Annotated in this window: 16 protein-coding genes; 7 read left to right on the top strand and 9 right to left on the bottom strand. The window is 37.6% G+C overall.

Translation table 11 applies throughout. The features are described 5' to 3' along the window. Positions 1 to 149: 149 nt before the first annotated feature. Positions 150 to 1889, top strand: coding sequence for an ABC transporter ATP-binding protein (locus tag ACXAGS_RS03270; protein ID WP_474904473.1), 1740 nt, complete (start codon positions 150 to 152; stop codon positions 1887 to 1889). A 19-nt stretch (positions 1890 to 1908) separates the two neighbouring features. Here ACXAGS_RS03270 and ACXAGS_RS03265 read toward each other — a convergent pair whose 3' ends face one another. The 7 genes from ACXAGS_RS03265 to trmB form a co-directional block, all read right to left on the bottom strand. Then, positions 1909 to 2241, bottom strand: coding sequence for a 2Fe-2S iron-sulfur cluster-binding family protein (locus ACXAGS_RS03265; protein WP_010518130.1), 333 nt, complete (start codon positions 2239 to 2241; stop codon positions 1909 to 1911). Between the two features lie 424 nt (positions 2242 to 2665). Further along, positions 2666 to 3727, bottom strand: coding sequence for an NAD(P)/FAD-dependent oxidoreductase (locus ACXAGS_RS03260; RefSeq protein WP_474904471.1), 1062 nt, complete (start codon positions 3725 to 3727; stop codon positions 2666 to 2668). Between the two features lie 63 nt (positions 3728 to 3790). Further along, positions 3791 to 4030, bottom strand: coding sequence for a NifU family protein (locus ACXAGS_RS03255; protein WP_010518126.1), 240 nt, complete (start codon positions 4028 to 4030; stop codon positions 3791 to 3793). Between the two features lie 3 nt (positions 4031 to 4033). Beyond that, positions 4034 to 5170: an Mrp/NBP35 family ATP-binding protein gene (locus ACXAGS_RS03250; protein WP_474904469.1), complete on the bottom strand. Its 1137-nt coding sequence runs from the start codon at positions 5168 to 5170 to the stop codon at positions 4034 to 4036. Between the two features lie 132 nt (positions 5171 to 5302). After that, positions 5303 to 5635 (bottom strand): MGMT family protein, encoded by a 333-nt coding sequence (locus ACXAGS_RS03245; RefSeq protein WP_474904467.1) that lies wholly within the window; start codon positions 5633 to 5635, stop codon positions 5303 to 5305. Beyond that, positions 5635 to 6264: a LysE family transporter gene (locus ACXAGS_RS03240; RefSeq protein ID WP_474904465.1), complete on the bottom strand. Its 630-nt coding sequence runs from the start codon at positions 6262 to 6264 to the stop codon at positions 5635 to 5637. The genes ACXAGS_RS03245 and ACXAGS_RS03240 overlap by 1 nt, the downstream gene beginning before the upstream one ends. Continuing rightward, the gene (trmB, locus tag ACXAGS_RS03235; protein WP_474904463.1) at positions 6264 to 6935 is read right to left on the bottom strand and encodes a tRNA (guanosine(46)-N7)-methyltransferase TrmB; all 672 of its coding nucleotides are present in this window, start codon (positions 6933 to 6935) and stop codon (positions 6264 to 6266) included. The genes ACXAGS_RS03240 and trmB overlap by 1 nt, the downstream gene beginning before the upstream one ends. A gap of 72 nt (positions 6936 to 7007) precedes the next feature. Here trmB and ACXAGS_RS03230 point away from each other — a divergent pair, with 72 nt between their 5' ends. After that, positions 7008 to 8120, top strand: a complete 1113-nt coding sequence (locus ACXAGS_RS03230; protein WP_474904462.1) for a glycosyltransferase family protein — start codon at positions 7008 to 7010, stop codon at positions 8118 to 8120. On the opposite strand, the gene ACXAGS_RS03225 is transcribed toward ACXAGS_RS03230, so the two are convergent. Both ACXAGS_RS03225 and ACXAGS_RS03220 read right to left on the bottom strand, forming a co-directional pair. Further along, positions 8045 to 9100 carry a sensor histidine kinase gene (locus tag ACXAGS_RS03225; protein ID WP_474904460.1) on the bottom strand — a complete coding sequence of 352 codons (1056 nt, stop codon included), beginning with the start codon at positions 9098 to 9100 and terminating at the stop codon, positions 8045 to 8047. The genes ACXAGS_RS03230 and ACXAGS_RS03225 overlap by 76 nt on opposite strands. Further along, complete coding sequence (locus tag ACXAGS_RS03220; protein ID WP_474904458.1) at positions 9100 to 9786, bottom strand: response regulator transcription factor; 687 nt, start codon at positions 9784 to 9786, stop codon at positions 9100 to 9102. Before ACXAGS_RS03220 ends, ACXAGS_RS03225 begins: the two co-directional genes overlap by 1 nt. 257 nt (positions 9787 to 10043) lie before the next feature. On the opposite strand from ACXAGS_RS03220, the gene ACXAGS_RS03215 reads away from it, so the two are divergent. The 5 genes from ACXAGS_RS03215 to ACXAGS_RS03195 all read left to right on the top strand — a co-directional run bounded on the left by ACXAGS_RS03215 (position 10044) and on the right by ACXAGS_RS03195 (position 17214). Beyond that, positions 10044 to 12899 (top strand): TonB-dependent receptor, encoded by a 2856-nt coding sequence (locus tag ACXAGS_RS03215; protein ID WP_474904456.1) that lies wholly within the window; start codon positions 10044 to 10046, stop codon positions 12897 to 12899. A 56-nt stretch (positions 12900 to 12955) separates the two neighbouring features. Then, on the top strand, positions 12956 to 15184 hold the full coding sequence (locus ACXAGS_RS03210; protein ID WP_474904455.1) for a hypothetical protein: 2229 nt from the start codon (positions 12956 to 12958) through the stop codon (positions 15182 to 15184). 210 nt (positions 15185 to 15394) lie between these two features. Continuing rightward, positions 15395 to 15703, top strand: a complete 309-nt coding sequence (locus tag ACXAGS_RS03205) for a T9SS type A sorting domain-containing protein (RefSeq protein WP_474904453.1) — start codon at positions 15395 to 15397, stop codon at positions 15701 to 15703. A 141-nt stretch (positions 15704 to 15844) separates the two neighbouring features. Beyond that, positions 15845 to 16159 carry a T9SS type A sorting domain-containing protein gene (locus tag ACXAGS_RS03200; RefSeq protein ID WP_474904452.1) on the top strand — a complete coding sequence of 105 codons (315 nt, stop codon included), beginning with the start codon at positions 15845 to 15847 and terminating at the stop codon, positions 16157 to 16159. Positions 16160 to 16227: 68 nt separating this feature from the next. Beyond that, complete coding sequence (locus tag ACXAGS_RS03195; protein ID WP_474904451.1) at positions 16228 to 17214, top strand: LuxE/PaaK family acyltransferase; 987 nt, start codon at positions 16228 to 16230, stop codon at positions 17212 to 17214. Positions 17215 to 17254 lie beyond the last annotated feature (40 nt).

Below are 17254 nucleotides of genomic sequence, written 5' to 3'. Positions count from 1 at the left end.
TACCACTGGCTCCACCATCTTAGTTGCCAACGTCTTCAGAATACGAACTATTTAACCAGAGGTACATCCTAGAAAATTCTAAAACCTAGTTAATACAATTGGCTTTCCTAAGAAATGGGGTAACTTGCAAATCCATTTTACGGAACAACATGGCAGAAAAAAAAGTAAGCATATTAAAAGCATTTAAAACTATTATTTGGCCCAGAAGAAAACTTGTTTTTATTGGGCTTTTCCTTATTGCCGTAAGCAAGACCGCTAGCTTTGTAGCGCCTATTTCTTTGCGGTATTTTATGGATGATGTGGTACCTAACAAAGACGTTTCCTTACTAAAACTTTTGGTTATAGCAGTAATTGCCTCGTTTTTGGTACAAGCCATCATGTCTTTTTTGCTTACCAAAGTTTTGAGCATACAAGCCCAATACATGATTTCTGAACTACGTGCGCAAGTGCAAAAACAGGTTTTATCACTGCCCATTCAGTTTTTTGACAATACTAAATCTGGTTCTTTGGTGAGTCGTATTATGAGTGATGTAGAAGGGGTGCGTAACCTTATTGGCACGGGCTTAGTGCAATTGGTCGGCGGCACCATTACCGCCGTTGTTTCGCTTATTTTGTTGCTTCGCATAAGCCCAACTATGACCTTGCTTACTTTTGTACCTTTAATTCTTTTTGCCATCATCGCCCTAAAAGCATTTAAAATTATACGTCCCGTATTTAGGGAACGCGGCAAACTAAATGCCGAAGTTAAAGGGAGACTTACGGAAACCTTAGGCGGCATACGCGTAATTAAGGGTTTTAATGCGGAAGAACAAGAATCTTTGGTTTTTGAAAAAGGTGTGCATAAACTATACCTCAACGTAAAAAAGAGTTTAACCGCCCAGGCTACCTTGACCAGTTCTTCTACCTTTTTGCTAGGCTTGGCCACTACCGGCATTATGATGGGTTATGGTGGTTATTTAATGATACAGGGCGATTTAACCACAGGAGAATATTTTGAGTTTACAACGCTATTGGCATTAATGGTGGCACCCATAGTACAAATGAGTAATATTGGCAGTCAACTAACCGAAGCTTTGGCCGGACTAGACCGTACCGAAGAATTAATGAACAAAGCCGCTGAGGCCGATGACGAAAACAGGACCATAGTTCTAGAAGATGTTGCCGGCACCATGGTTTTTGACAAGGTTTCTTTTGCGTACGAAGAAGACAAAGATGTACTACATACTATTAGTTTTAGTGCTAAAGCAGGCGAGGTAATTGCCTTAGTAGGCAGCTCAGGCTCAGGAAAATCTACCATTGCTGGCTTAGCGGCCAGTTTTTTACATCCAGATAGTGGCACTATTACCATTGATGGTTTGGATATGGCCAAAGTAGACTTAAAAAGCTTTAGACAATTTCTGGGGGTGGTTTTACAAGACGATTTTCTTTTTGAAGGTACCATCAAAGAAAACATCCTTTTTCCTAAACCAGATGCTACAGAAAGCGAATTGCAACATGCCGTAAACGCCGCTTATGTTAACGAATTTAGTGACCGATTTGAAAAAGGTTTGGAGACGGTAATTGGAGAACGCGGTGTTAAACTTTCTGGTGGACAACGCCAACGGATTGCTATTGCTAGGGCAATCTTAGCCAATCCTAAAATATTAATCTTGGACGAAGCCACTTCCAATCTAGATACAGAAAGTGAAGCTTTGATTCAGAAAAGTTTAGCAACTCTTACCGAAGGTAGAACCACCTTTGTAATAGCACACCGATTAAGTACTATACGTAAAGCAGACCAAATACTCGTGATAGAAAATGGTAAAATAGCAGAACGCGGTACGCATGATGAGTTGATAGCACAAGAAGGGCGGTATTACAACCTATTTACCTACCAAGCTAGGATTTAAAATAAGACTAAAGCGTAAGTTACAGCTCTTCCGGCGCCAATTCTACCTGCAAGCCGTCTAATTCTGGCGTAATGTGGATTTGGCAACCCAAACGGCTATTGTCTTCTACATTAAACGCTTCTGCCAGCATTGCCTCTTCATCATCTGATTTTTCTGGTAAGTCGTGCTCAGATTGCACGTAGCATTGACAAGAAGCACACATGGCCATACCACCGCAAATACCGATAGTACCCTCTGGAGCCAATTCATAAGAACGCACCACCTCCATTAGGTTCATATTCATATCGGTTGGGGCATCTACCTCATGTAATTGCCCGTCCCTATCGATAATCTTTAATTTAATATCGCTCATGTCTGTTTTGCTTGTACTTTCTAAAAAAAGTCAAAATTAACACATAGACCTTACACTAGCTTAGTAAGAATATCAATCTAAGTGAAATTTATGTTTTATTTATAAATGAGGTTGATGGTTGATGGTTGATGGTTGATGGTTGATGGTTGATGGTTGATGGTTGATGGTTGATGGTAATCAATTAAAATTATTTGAATAACTCACTTTTAACCATGTACTCTGTACTTTGTACTTTCCAAGAGATTTCTCAGTTAAAGCACAGCTTTTCCTATCGAAATGACCAAAACATGCAATAAGTTTAAAACTTGAAGTGGCTGAGATGCTGAAACAAGTTCAGCATGACGAATTAAAACGACACTTAATACTTCGTACTTTTTACTTTGAAACTGCTTTTTCTCACGAAAAGACAGAAGGGTACGCTAGATTAGTTAATAGCTTTTACCACGGCTTTGGGTGCTTCTTTTTTACTACCATCAAAACCGGTTACACCTCCTACGGTAGTATATTTCATCACGTATTTTTTATCTGGGAAAATGCGTTGGTATGCGCTCTGGCACATTAGGGTTGCTTCGTGAAAACCACAAAGTATCAGTTTTAATTTACCAGGATAGGTGTTTACGTCTCCTATAGCGTAAATGCCCGGAATATTGGTTTGGTAATCCAACGTATTATCCACCTTAATGGCATTCTTCTCTATCTCTAATCCCCAATTGGCAATAGGCCCTAATTTGGGGCTCAGTCCAAAAAGAGGAATAAAATTATCTACTACTATCTTCTGGTCTTCTTCTGGATTGTTGTTTTTACGGACAATTACTGCATCTAACATTTCATCGCCCTCTAACCCAACTACTTCTGCAGGTGTAATAAGGTTTATTTTACCCTTATCTTTTAGTTCTTGTACTTTTTCTACTGAATCCAGAGCCCCTCTAAACTCATTTCTACGATGCACAAGGGTTACTTCTTTTGCTATATCTGCTAAGAAAATAGACCAGTCTAGTGCTGAATCACCTCCACCAGCAATTAAGACCTTTTTATCCCGATATACCTCTGGATCTTTAATCATGTAAGCAACGCCCTTATCTTCAAACTTGGTTAAGTTGTCCAAAATGGGCTTTCTAGGCTCAAAACTTCCTAAACCACCCGCAATGGCCACAACAGGTGCTTGGTGTTTTGTTCCCTTATTGGTAGTTACTATAAACGTGCCGTCTTCTAATTTTTCTATGCTATCTGCGCGTTCGCCCAAAGTAAACCCAGGTTGAAAAGGCGCTATTTGCTTCATTAAATTACTTACCAAATCGCCCGCCAATACTTCTGGAAATCCAGGAATATCGTAAATGGGCTTTTTAGGGTACAATTCTGAGCATTGCCCACCCGCTTGTGGTAAAGCATCTATTATATGGCATTTTAACTTTAATAAACCGGCTTCAAAAACCGTGAATAATCCGGTAGGGCCGGCACCAATGATTAAGATATCTGTTTTGATCATGGAAAATAAAATTATGGACCAAACTAGAAATTGGTCTTCAAAAGAAAAATGACAATTGTTACATTAAGCAACATTTACCACCTCTTCAATTTGAGGCACATATTTCTTAATCGTCATTTCAACACCGCTTTTTAGGGTCATTTGATTTACGCTACAACCAATGCAGTTACCTTCTAACCTCACTTTTACAGAGGTGTCATTATCTATGGAAATCAAGGAGATGTCTCCGCCATCGCTCTGTAAGAAAGGTCTAATTTCTTCCAGGGCTTTTTCAACGTTTAAACGTACTTCTTCAGATGTCATAGCTTATTTCTTTACGGCGGAACAACCTGCCATTGTTGTTATTTTAATTGCTTCTGTAGGTGGCAAATCGGTATTTCTATTCACCACTTCTTGCACTACATTTTTTGTCAATGCTTCAAAAGAAAGCTCTGTTGGGGTTGCTGTCTGCATTGCAGCTGGCCTACCCACATCTCCTGCCTCTCTTATACTTTGTACCAATGGAATTTCTCCCAAAAACGGAATTTTTAAATCTTCTGCAAGATGTTTTGCACCATTCTGGCCAAATATATAGTATTTATTATCTGGTAATTCTGCTGGTGTAAAATAGGCCATATTTTCTACAATACCCAAAACAGGTACTTGTATAGCCTCTTGATTAAACATGGCCACCCCTTTACGAGCATCTGCAAGTGCCACCTCTTGCGGCGTACTAACTACAACAGCACCGGTTACCGGTAGGGACTGCATAATACTTAAATGAATATCTCCTGTACCCGGGGGTAAGTCTAATAATAGAAAATCCAATTCTCCCCAATGCGCATCAAAAATCATTTGATTTAATGCTTTTGCCGCCATTGGCCCTCTCCAAATAACTGCCTGGTTGGGTTGGGTAAAAAACCCAATGGATAAGATTTTTACCCCATAACTTTCTACCGGCTTCATCTTAGATTTTCCGTCTATGTTTACGGCTAGTGGCTTTTCAGAAGCCACATCGAACATTATGGGCATTGATGGTCCGTATATATCCGTATCCAAAACGCCTACTTTAAACCCCATTTTGGCCAAAGTTACCGCAAGGTTTGCAGTTACGGTAGATTTACCTACACCACCTTTACCAGAGGCTACCGCAACAATATTTTGAATACCCGGTATGGGTTCTCCTTTAATGAGATTGGCTTTTGGTTGGGCTGGTGCCTGTACCTTAATATTTACCTTTATTTTGGCCTTTTCATATACCTCTCTATGAATAACCTTTAGTATTTCTACCTCGGTTTTCTTTTTGGCCTGTAAACTTGGGTTTTTTATGGTGATATCTACCTCTACTTCATCACCGAATACTTGCACATTGGTTACCGCACCACTTTCTACCATGTTTTTTCCTTCTCCAGGAACGGTAATTAATTCCAACGCCTTTAAAATATCCTGTTTGTTCAATTTCATGCTCTCTCTTTTGCCTATTCAGTCCTTTAAACTGATTCTAAATTACAAAGATACAGCATTGGGAAATATTGTACGTTATGCTTTTAAGGGAATAGCATAACTGTTTTTTATAGCATAATTCCAAAACCTTATTTAAGGCTGTTTCAATTCGGTCATCGGGTCCCAGAAAAGGGTTTTAAAGTCTACCACTTGGTTATCCTTAATCTTTACACCTTCGTTTTCTAAAAGTTGCTGCATTAGGTTGGTGCCTTCAAAATGATGTTTTCCCGTAAGAACACCAATCCGGTTCACTACCCTATGGGCAGGCACCTCTTTTGTATGGCTATTGTTCATTGCCCAGCCTACCATTCTGGCACTACGGGCCGCACCAAGGTATTTTGCTATAGCACCGTAAGAGGTAACCCGTCCATAAGGTATTAAACGTGCCACTTCGTATACTTTATCAAAAAAGCTTTCCTCTTCCATTACTGATAAAAAATACGGATTAACGTAATCATTAATAGAACCAGCATTAAAGCACTGATTATATAATTGGAGTTTTTAGAGAACGTTTTGGTTTTCATCTCCAACTTATTAAAATAAAACACGTACAGGTATAGCACCGCAAACGTACCGGCAGATGCTGCAACTACAAAGATGGCAATGTCCGTGGCTTCAAATTTTATCCACCCGGCTTCTTTCCACATTGCATTAAGACTACTGTAATAAGGAATGGTTAAAAAATTTACGGCAGCTAATAATATACCCCTATAAAAACTACTTCTTTTTTTTACTTCTGGCTCCGCTATTTTATCCACTTTTTCTCGTTTTGCCGTTACAAAAAAGTAGATGGCAAAAAAGGCAAAAACAAATATTGCAGCCTTTAAAAGGTAATCTATAACTACGGGATTATTATAAAGAAATTTAGATATATTAACCGCAACGTAGGCTTGTACCATAACAGTAAGGGCCACACCTAAACTAAAAACCACTCCACTAAGTTTACCTTTTTCCACACTGGCTTTTGCGGCATTCATATTTAACAGCCCAGGTGGTACCGTTGCCATAAAAGCAGCAGAGAATGTGGCAAAAAATAAGATAAGCAAATGCTCCATTAGTTGGTTGGTCGAAATTGGATATAGGTTATGGCCTTTCCAACTTCAAGATACTGATTTTCATAGAATGTTTGTATGCTGGTTACTTCTTCTGGTGCCCCTTCATTGGTATACACATTATGGTTTGCGTACATAACGGGATATCCTAAACCATGTAAAAGCCCTAAAGTGTAACCATGCATAAATTCACTATCCGTCTTTAGGTGCATTATCCCGTCTGGCTTTAATATTTTGGCATAACGTTCTAAAAAAGCCTTATTTGTCATTCTATGTTTGGTACGCTTATACTTTATTTGTGGGTCTGGAAAAGTTATCCATATTTCTGAAACTTCTTGCGCGCCAAAAAGATAATCTACCAACTCTATTTGACTACGAAGAAAAGCCACATTAGGTAATTTTTCATCTATAGCAGTCTTTGCGCCACGCCAAAACCGAGCTCCTTTAATATCTATACCAATGAAATTTTTATTTGGATAGCGTTTGGCCAAGCCTACGGTGTACTCCCCTTTACCACAACCCAATTCTAAAACAATAGGATTATCGTTCTTAAAAAAATCTTTCCATTTGCCTTTATGCTCAAATTCGCCAACCACCTCTTCCCTAGTAGGCTGTATTACATTTTCAAAGGTCTCGTTCTCCTTAAAGCGCTTTAATTTATTCTTGCTACCCAAAACAAAAAATTAATGTTTTGGCAAAACTAAGGAAATCCGTCGCGATGATGGGTTTACTTTCTTTGTAAAATTATGCAACAAGAAAAACGAATTTTGGTTGCCCCATTAAATTGGGGGCTAGGGCATGCAACCAGATGCATACCAATTATCAATGCTTTGCAAGCGGCAGGCCACACCCCATTTATAGCTTCGGACGGGGTTGCCCTAAAATTGTTGCAAAAAGAGTTTCCGCAAATACCTTCATTTGAGTTGTCTTCTTATAAAATAACCTATGCGGAAAAGGGAAAAAATTTTAAATTGAAAATGGTATGGGATTCGCCTAAAGTACTAAAGGCGATGCGTAAAGAAAAGAAGGAAATTAAAACCTTGGTAAAAGAATTAAATCTGGACGGGATTATTTCTGACAACCGATTAGGAGTGTATTCAAAGAAAGTTCCTTGTGTTTTTATTACCCATCAATTAAATGTCCTATCTGGAAACACCACCTGGTTCAGTTCTAAAATGCACCAAAGTATTATTAAAAAGTTTGCAGCTTGTTGGGTGCCAGACGTGGCCGACAAACCCAATTTAACCGGAAAGTTAGGACACCTAAAAAAAAGCAAACTAAATATACATTATCTAGGCCCTTTAAGCCGATTTAAAAAGAGGGAAGTTGCTAAAAAATATGATTTAATGGTTTTGCTCTCTGGCCCTGAGCCCCAACGCACCTTTTTAGAAGAAAAACTTTTAAAAGAACTTAAGGGATTTTCCGGTAGGGTATTATTTGTAAAAGGTAAGATTCAGCAAAAACAAAAGCGAAAAGACATAACCTACAAAAATGCTACAATTGAAGTTGTAAATTTTATGCAATCCCAGGAATTGGAAACTGCTTTGTTGCAAAGCAATTTAATTTTATGCCGATCAGGATATACTACGGTAATGGATTTGGCCAAATTGGAAAAGAAAGCTTTTTTTATACCAACACCCGGGCAATATGAACAAGTTTATTTGGCCAAGCGCTTGGAAAAAATTGGATTGGTCCCCTTTTGCAAACAAGAAGACTTTAATCTTAAACAATTGGAACGTGTTACTAATTTTAGTGGCCTTACCAATTTTGAAAAACCTATAGATTATTCGGTCTTACTGGGTGCTTTTTCTAAGGTAAAAGAAAACTCAGAACCTACATCTACCTCACTCTCCACATAAATTTTCTCACCATGGGCCTCTATAATGTGTTTTACTATGGAAAGCCCTAAACCAGACCCTCCTTCTTTACGGCTACCACTTTGGTCTACACGGTAAAAACGCTCAAACAAACGTGGAATATGCTGTTTAGGAATACCTTCTCCATTATCCGTAATACGTATAATGACCTTATTCTTAATTAGATTTTCTACACTTACCTCTGTTGTTCCGTTTTCATGACCGTATTTAATAGAATTTACCAATAAATTGGTTATTACCTGTTGTATCTTTTCATCATCGCCAAGTACAAATATGGGCGCCTTGTATTCCATATCAAACGTTAAAGAGATATGTTTTTTGGCGGCCTTCATTTCTAACAGCTCAAAAACATTCTTAATTAAATCGATGATATCAAAGCTTCTTTTTTCCAAGTTTAGGTCGCCCACTTCTAACTTGGTAATCATATCCAGGTCCTTTACTATATAAATTAGACGATCTACTCCCTTGCTAGCTCGCTTAAGGTATTTTTCCATGATTTTTTTGTCCTTCATGGCACCATCTAGTAGGGTAAGTATATACCCTTGAACCGTAAATAAAGGTGTTTTTAATTCGTGAGAAACATTACCTAAAAAATCTTTTCTATATTCTTCCCTAATTTTAAGGGTATCTATCTCTACCTTTTTATCCTTGGCAAATTTTTCTATTTCTTCCGTAAGCGTGCGCATATCCGTAGTAATGGGCTTGCTAGAAAAGTTTGATGACTCTAATAAGGATACATCATCATAAATCTTTTTAACCCTACGGTAGATAAACCGTTCCACCCTAGATTGCACAATTAAAAATGAACCCAAAAAAGTGAGCGGTAAAAAAAGTACTATTAACAACCAATTAAACTGACCAAAAGCCCAAAGCAATATAGCCAACACAAGGGTTATTACTATTGATATGTAAAAAGAAGAACGTACGGCAAAACGGTACGATTTTTTTAGTTTTATTGCCATTAAAGCACAAACTTATAACCTACACCTTTAACAGTTTTAAAATGATGGTCTCCTATTTTCTCGCGCAGTTTTCTAATATGCACATCTATTGTACGGCCACCAACAACAACTTCATTACCCCATACTTTATCCAAGATAACTTCCCTTTTAAAAACTTTACTTGGTTTGGACGTTAACAAGGACAATAACTCAAATTCCTTTCTTGGTAAGATAATTTCTTCGCCCTTACTTACAATTTTATACTCTTCCCTATTGATTACTATATCTCCTACTTTAACTATGTCCTCTACTTCTTGGGCATCGTCTTTAAGTCTTCTTAATAGGGCTTTTACCTTACTAACCAGAACTTTTGGCTTAATGGGCTTGGTTATGTAATCATCTGCACCGGCATCAAAACCTGCAACTTGAGAATAATCTTCACCTCTTGCGGTTAAAAATGTAATAATGGTATTTTCCAATCCTGGGGTGTTACGCATAACCTCACAGGCCTCGATACCGTCCATTTCTGGCATCATCACATCCAATATAATAAGGTGTGGTTGTTTCTTTTTGGCTTTTGCAACGGCATCTACACCGTTTTTTGCAGTGATTACGTCATAACCCTCAGCAGAAAGATTATAACCTACAATTTCAAGAATATCCGGCTCATCGTCCGCTAAAAGTATTCTAATATCCCTTGTATTCATCAGAATGTCAAATTATGGTCGGTATTAAAAAGAATTAATTTTACTATTGGTTTTCAATCTCTTAAGTTACAAAACTCTTCTGAGACTTAATTGCCAAAGTGCCAAAAGTAAAGATAATAGCACAACCACAAACGCTCTTAACATTGATTTAATCTCATAACATTATCGTAAAACTTTTGAAATAAAGTGTTAACATGGGGGTAACATGACTTTTACAGCCTCTGGCGTTCTTTGCCGCAAATATACTTACCTATATAATGAAAAATTTATTGATGATTATGGCCATGATGGTGACCGTACTTTCTATGGCGCAAGAGCAAACAGGAAGCATTGTTGGTAAATTAACCGACAAGGAGTTGAACAATGAGCCTCTTGCTTTTGCAAACGTTCTTATTAAAGGAACTACTACAGGTACCACGTCAGATTTTGACGGTCTTTATGAAATAGCAGGGCTAGAACCGGGAACTTATGTTGTAGAATTTAGCTATTTGGGGTACGAAACAGTAGAAATACCTAATGTAGTGGTAGAAGCCGGTAAAGTTACAACAGTAAACGTACCAATGAGTGCCGGTGGAGGTTTTGAACTAAGCGAAGTGGTAGTGACCACTGTTTCTAGAAAAGATTCTGAAGTTGCTTTGTTATTGGATCAAAAGAAATCGGTGACATTGGAAACCTCTATTGGGGCCCAAGAATTAGCCCGTAAAGGTGTTAGTGATGCTGCAACCGCTGTGGCAAAAGTAACTGGAATCGCAAAAGAAGAGGGCTCTGGAAATGTATATGTTAGAGGTCTTGGTGATAGATTTAATATTACAACATTAAATGGTTTACCATTACCATCTAACAATACCTCTAAAAAGAATATTGATTTAGATGTTTTTACTTCTAGTATTATAGAATCTATTGGAATTGACAAAACCTACAATGCTGCCAATTATGGTGATTTTGGTGGAGCAAACGTTAACATTGTTTCTAGAAATTACACAGGTGATGGTTTTTTAGAAATTAGCGCATCTGTTGGAGCAAATACAGAAGCTACAGGTGTTGAGCAATACTATTTAAACGACGGACCAAATTTTACAGGTTTTTATAATTACGATATTCCAAATAATCCATTTTCTAATACGTTTGAAACCAAATGGAATAGAGAAGCTGTTAGCACACCAGTTAACTCCAGTTTATCACTAAAAGGAGGAGACTCTTTTACTTTAGGTGAAGAATCTAGAATTAATTTCTTTGGAGTAGCATCTTTCTCCAATAAGTATGGTTACAACCAGGGAGTAAACAACGGACAGCCAAACGTTGGTAATGGCCTGCCAAATTCTGCATTTGACTTTGAAAGCTTTAACTATTCCACAGCAACTACATTGATGGGTAATGTAGGCTTCAGAATAGATAATAATAATGATTTAAAATACAACGTATTAGTATTAAATAACTCTAGCCAAAAGCAAGATGAATTTTTTGGCATATTAGATAGAGAAGATGATGCTCCAGAGGGAGGTGGTTTTATACAAAGAGCAACTTTTGATAGAACAACACTTTATATACATCAACTTTTAGGAAAGCATGATTTGTCTGAAAAGTTAGAAGTAAATTGGGGAGCAGCATACAATTACGTTAAAAACGTTGTTCCAGACAGAAGGCAAAACACTGTTTTACCGGTAAGAAATAACAATCCAGAAGGCCCTAAATCTTTTGCACTTGTTTCTGCAGCTTCTGAAAACCACAGATTCTTTCAAGAACTTGACGAAGAAGAGATTGCTGCAAACATCTCTGCAACATATAAATTTAAACAAAATGAAGAGGATGCTTATGACGGTAAATTAACCGTTGGTTATAACGGTAGATTCAAAACTGTAGATTTTGATGCTACTCAATTTAACTATCAATTTTTAAGACCAAATGACCAACCACAAGTAGATATTAGACAAATAGATGAGTATTTTGAACAATATCCACTAAGTTCTGGTTTATATCAAATAAGAACTTTTAGAGGTCCTTCTTCATTTGCTAATGCTTTAGACCCACAAACCTATGGCGGCGAGCAAAATATAAATGCAGCTTTTGTAACTCTGGAATATAAATTTGCACCAAAATTCACCTTGTTTGCAGGTTTAAGAGGAGAGCAAATTATTCAGGAGATAGAGTGGAATACAACTTTTGATAATTCTGGAGAAGATTCTAACAAGTTAGATACCTTTGAGTTTTTACCTTCATTAGCGTTAAAATATGAACTGAATGACAAACAAAACCTTCGGTTTGCAGCTAGTAAAACGTATACGCTACCACAATTTAAAGAAAGGGCTCCTTTCTTATTCCAAGAAGACATTACACAAGATTCTTACGGTAATCCTGATTTGCAAAATTCCACCAATTATAATTTTGATTTAAGATGGGAACTATTCCCTACCTCTAGTGAAATATTATCATTTGGTGTTTTTGCTAAATACATAGAAAATCCTATCAATGCATTTTTAGTTGTATCAGCCGCAAATGATTTGAGTTACGCAAATACTGGAGATAGTGCCACAGCTTTTGGTGCCGAACTGGAAGCTAGAGTAAATTTAATAAACAATGAAATTGATTCAGCAGATAAAATTCTTGAGGAAAAATTAACCTTGGGAGGTAATATTTCTTACTTAAATACAAATCAAAAATTACAATCAGAAAAAGTTGGTAATGAAACTAATTTGGCCGCTGCATTTACAAATACGGAAGCTCCACTTCAGGGAGCATCTGATATCATAGTAAATGGCGATATCAGTTTCTACAGACAATTTAAAGGGAACAAAGATTTTAGAGGTACCCTTGCTGCCAATTATTTTTCAGAAAGATTATATGCCCTGGGAAGCACAGGTAGAGGACATTTAATGGACCAAGGTTTTGTAACGCTGGATTTTATTTCTAGCGCACAGATTAATGAGCACTTAAGCATAGGAATTAGTGCGAAAAACTTGCTTAATCCACTAATTGAAAGGGTAAATGAAAATGCAGAAGGTGATTTAGACATGGAAAATCCAGCAATTCCAGGTTTCTTAGAAGATGGACCAGTAACTGACCTTTCTTACAAGAGAGGAACAGACTTTTCTATCTCGTTAACTTATAGTTTTTAATCGTATAACTAACAGTAATTATTAACAAATACCCTAATTATTAAATTTTAAATGAAATGAAAAAAACAATTTTTTCTTTAATGCTTGGTCTTGCCACAATGACACTAGTTGTGTCTTGTAGTGATGACGACGATACACCAACAAACGAGCCCACTTGTAGCGATGGTATTATGAATGGCGATGAAACTGGTGTTGACTGTGGAGGCTCTTGTACCCCATGTGCCGCTACTTCTGTAGATTTAGAAGGAGACGTAACAGAAAATACAGAGTTAGATGCTGCAGTAGAGTATAATCTTACCGGTGCATACATCGTAAAATCTGGTAACACGTTGACCATTCCTGCTGGTACTACTATTAAAGCGGTAGGTGGTACTTCTGCATTTATTGGTGTAGAAAGAGGCGCCTTAATTAACATTAATGGTACTGCTGCTGCTCCTGTAGTTATGACTTCTGGTTCTGCTACTCCAGCTCAAGGTGATTGGGGTGGTTTAGTAATCGCTGGTGATGCTCCAACTAACAAAGGTGTGGATGTTACTACGGAAGTTGGAGACCTTACTTATGGTGGTACCAATGCAGAAGACAATTCTGGTAGTATTACTTATTTAAGAGTTGAGTACACTGGTGCTACTTTCTCTAACGACAAAGAGTTTAACGGCGTTTCTCTATTCGGTGTTGGCTCTGGTACTACTTTTGAATATGTACAGTCTTACATGGGTGGTGATGATGGAATCGAATTTTTTGGAGGTTCTGTAAATGGTAACAATCTTATTTCCATCGGTAGTGGAGATGATTCTATCGATTTTGCTGACGGATGGACAGGTAACGGTACTAACTGGTACATTGCTGATGGTGCTAAAGCTGGTATTGAAGGTTCTAATAACGGTGACGATGGTAATGCTATGCCTGTAACTACTACTACTTTAACTAACATCACAGTTGTTGGTCCTGTTGCAGAAGGTGCTCTTTTCTTTAAAGAAGGTGGGGGTAACTTTACTGTGAACAACTTCTTTGTTAGTGGCGCAGATTTAGGTGTCAATGTAAAAGATACAGATGTAGAAGCTAATGCTAGAATAGATGCTGGTGATTTAACTGTAACTAATATTCAGTTTGCAGACACTCCTGAAGAATTTGCTTCAAGCAATTACACTGGAACTAACACTACTTTCTTAACAGAAGGTATTGCAACTGGTGCTGGTAATGGGGCTGCTGCTCCAGATTGGGCTGCAGGATGGTCTGTAGGTTTAAGCAATAGCGCTGCTGCTACACAACAAAACTTAGCTGGAGAAGTTACTGGTGATGTTTCTTTAGATGCTAGTATTGAATATATTTTAACTAGTGGATTTGTAGTAAAAGAAGGCGGTAGTTTAACTATCCCTGCTGGCACAACTATCAAAGCAACTGGTGGTACCGCTGCATTCATAGGTGTAGAGAGAGGTGCTACAATTAATATTAATGGTACTGCTGCTGCTCCTGTAGTAATGACTTCTGGAGTAGAAAACCCTGCCCAAGGTGACTGGGGTGGTTTAGTAATCGCTGGTGATGCTCCAACAAACAAAGGTGTGGATGTTACTACAGAAGTTGGAGACCTTACTTATGGTGGTACCAATGTAGAAGACAATTCTGGAAGCATTACTTATTTAAGAGTTGAGTATACTGGGGCTACTTTCTCTAACGACAAAGAGTTTAACGGTGTTTCTTTATTCGGTGTTGGTTCTGGTACTACTTTTGAAAATGTACAGTCTTACATGGGTGGTGATGACGGAATTGAATTTTTTGGAGGTTCTGTTGATGGAATTAACCTAGTATCTATTGGTAGTGGTGATGATTCTATCGATTTTGCTGATGGATGGACAGGTAACGGTACTAACTGGTACATTAAAGATGGTGCTAAAGCTGGTATCGAAGGCTCTAACAACGGAGACGATGGTGATGCTACACCTGTAACAACTACTACTTTGACTAACATTACAGTTGTTGGCCCTGTAGCAGAGGGTGCTCTTTTCTTTAAAGAAGGTGGTGGTAACTTTACTATCAGCAACTTTTATACTGAAGGGGTTGATTTAGGAATTAATGTTAAAGATACCGATGTGGAAGCTAACGCTAGAATAACAGCCGGTGATTTAGCTATTACTACAATAGAGTTTGCTAGTCCTGCTACAGATTTTAGTGCTACTAATTATGTAGGCACTAACATGGATTTCTACACAGAGGGAGATGCTACTGGTGCAGGTAACAAAGGTGGCGAACCAGAATGGGCTGCTGGATGGACCGTAGGTATCAACTAATATTACCCAAATAACATTTTAAAGCCCCACAAATTGTGGGGCTTTTTTTGTTTATGAAATCTTTTCATCCCAAAAATTGAAACTCTTGTTTAACCAATCTACCGCTGCATACTGCATTTCATCGAAAATTGTGGGTAAATTCCTAAAATTACCTTAAATAAAATATTCCTTTATTTATATTTGTGGCATACCCTTTGTTACCAGTACTTTATGAAGCATATTTACTTACTACTCTTATTGCTCTCTTGTACTCTTGGTTTTGCGCAACAAAGCCAAGCAAATGGTGATATCCCTGGTTTTAAATTATACCCTAACCCAACTTTAAATGGTAAAGTGTACATAGAAACCGCCAATAACGCTCCAAAAGAAATACTTGTTTTTGATGTGTTGGGCACCCAAGTTTTACGTACTACCATACTTGGTAATGAGCTTAATGTTTCCGATTTGGATAAGGGAGTCTATATTTTAAGAGCTATTGAGCAAAAAAAGACGGTTACCAGAAAATTAGTAGTAAAATAATTGCTTAAAAATTACGTTTCATCGGTTAAAATTACCGTTAATCTGCCATACATCTTCTCGTTGCTGTTTCACAACAAAATCTAGTAATAACAAAGCATCCATCATATTTTTACACTGTTAAAACCCCCAAATTAACAGTTAATGAAACACATTTACTTATGCTTGTTTATGGCATGTATTTCGCTTTCCGCAAATGCATTTCATAACACTACCCCAAAACCCGAAACCGCTAAAATTAAATTGTATCCCAATCCGGCCTACGGTAATGAAATATACATTACTACCAATGCAACGGGGAACAAAAAAGTTACCGTGTACGATATTTTTGGCGGCGTTCAACTTAAAAAACAATTAACAACAAACACCTTGGATATTTCTAGATTAAGTGCTGGCACTTATATCCTAGAAGTAATTCAAAACAATACTACAATGACCCACAAACTTGTGGTTAAATAATTGTACGTTTCTATTATTTTAGCCCTGAACCAGAATTTCAGGGCTTTTTTTTGGCTAATTTTGTTTGAATGGAGGAGCAACCGTCATTGGACATATTTTCTATTAAAAACGAAAAACAATTTGTTGACCATGCCCTGTCAACCTTTAATTACCAATACCTTCATATACCCATATACCGGGAGTTTTGTGAATTACTAAAAATTAAGCCAGAAGCGGTAGGTAGCCTAAAAGACATCCCTTTTTTACCTATACAGTTTTTTAAATCGCATAAAATTATAGCTCCAAATAGGTCTACGGATATAGTTTTCACTAGCTCCGGAACAACTGGGAGCAAAACCAGCAAACATTTTGTAACTGACCTCACGATTTATGAAGATAGTTTTAGAAAAGGATTTGAACATTTCTATGGGGCTGTTTCAGATTATTGTATACTAGCATTACTGCCTTCTTATTTAGAACGAGAAGGTTCTTCTTTAATCTATATGGTAGATGATATGATAAAAGCTTCAGGCCATCCCAATAGCGGCTTTTACCTTAATGATTTAGAAGAACTGGTACAGACCTTAACCCACTTAGAAGCCACTAAAACCAAAACCTTACTAATAGGTGTATCCTTTGCCTTACTAGATTTAGCCGAAAACTTTAACCTTAACCTGGAACACACCCTTATTATGGAAACGGGCGGAATGAAAGGCAGAAGGAAAGAGATGATTAGGCAAGAGTTACATCAAGTTCTTAAGACGGGATTAGGCACCCAGCTTATACATTCTGAATACGGTATGACGGAACTGCTATCTCAAGGTTACTCTAAAGGAAATGGCCTGTTTAAGTGCCCTCCTTGGATGCGTATTTTGGCTAGAGATACTGAAGACCCTTTTTCTTATAAAGCTTACGGAAAAACTGGCGGGCTAAACGTAATAGATTTGGCTAATATAAATTCATGTGCGTTTATTGCAACGCAAGATTTAGGTAAAGTGTACGAGGATAATTCTTTTGAAGTTTTAGGAAGATTTGACCACTCAGATATTAGAGGGTGCAACCTTATGGTTTTATAACCTGAAACTTATACAAAATAGAAAACCTACCATGCATTTA

It is taken from the genome of Croceivirga sp. ABH4_376, assembly GCF_056160685.1.
Note: the sequence above shows the minus strand (reverse complement) of the source record. Positions and strands in the feature narration are given on the sequence as shown.

Excerpts from the sequence above, each read along its gene's own strand:
- ACXAGS_RS03265 (WP_010518130.1), bottom strand. The coding sequence starts at position 2,241 with ATGAGCGATATTAAATTAAAGATTATCGATAGGGACGGGCAATTACAT.
- ACXAGS_RS03240 (WP_474904465.1), bottom strand. The coding sequence starts at position 6,264 with ATGGAGCATTTGCTTATCTTATTTTTTGCCACATTCTCTGCTGCTTTT.
- ACXAGS_RS03245 (WP_474904467.1), bottom strand. The coding sequence starts at position 5,635 with ATGGAAGAGGAAAGCTTTTTTGATAAAGTATACGAAGTGGCACGTTTA.
- ACXAGS_RS03200 (WP_474904452.1), top strand. The coding sequence starts at position 15,845 with ATGAAACACATTTACTTATGCTTGTTTATGGCATGTATTTCGCTTTCC.
- ACXAGS_RS03210 (WP_474904455.1), top strand. The coding sequence starts at position 12,956 with ATGAAAAAAACAATTTTTTCTTTAATGCTTGGTCTTGCCACAATGACA.
- ACXAGS_RS03270 (WP_474904473.1), top strand. The coding sequence starts at position 150 with ATGGCAGAAAAAAAAGTAAGCATATTAAAAGCATTTAAAACTATTATT.
- ACXAGS_RS03225 (WP_474904460.1), bottom strand. The coding sequence starts at position 9,100 with ATGGCAATAAAACTAAAAAAATCGTACCGTTTTGCCGTACGTTCTTCT.
- ACXAGS_RS03220 (WP_474904458.1), bottom strand. The coding sequence starts at position 9,786 with ATGAATACAAGGGATATTAGAATACTTTTAGCGGACGATGAGCCGGAT.
- ACXAGS_RS03205 (WP_474904453.1), top strand. The coding sequence starts at position 15,395 with ATGAAGCATATTTACTTACTACTCTTATTGCTCTCTTGTACTCTTGGT.
- ACXAGS_RS03215 (WP_474904456.1), top strand. The coding sequence starts at position 10,044 with ATGAAAAATTTATTGATGATTATGGCCATGATGGTGACCGTACTTTCT.
- ACXAGS_RS03230 (WP_474904462.1), top strand. The coding sequence starts at position 7,008 with ATGCAACAAGAAAAACGAATTTTGGTTGCCCCATTAAATTGGGGGCTA.
- ACXAGS_RS03260 (WP_474904471.1), bottom strand. The coding sequence starts at position 3,727 with ATGATCAAAACAGATATCTTAATCATTGGTGCCGGCCCTACCGGATTA.
- ACXAGS_RS03195 (WP_474904451.1), top strand. The coding sequence starts at position 16,228 with ATGGAGGAGCAACCGTCATTGGACATATTTTCTATTAAAAACGAAAAA.
- ACXAGS_RS03250 (WP_474904469.1), bottom strand. The coding sequence starts at position 5,170 with ATGAAATTGAACAAACAGGATATTTTAAAGGCGTTGGAATTAATTACC.
- ACXAGS_RS03255 (WP_010518126.1), bottom strand. The coding sequence starts at position 4,030 with ATGACATCTGAAGAAGTACGTTTAAACGTTGAAAAAGCCCTGGAAGAA.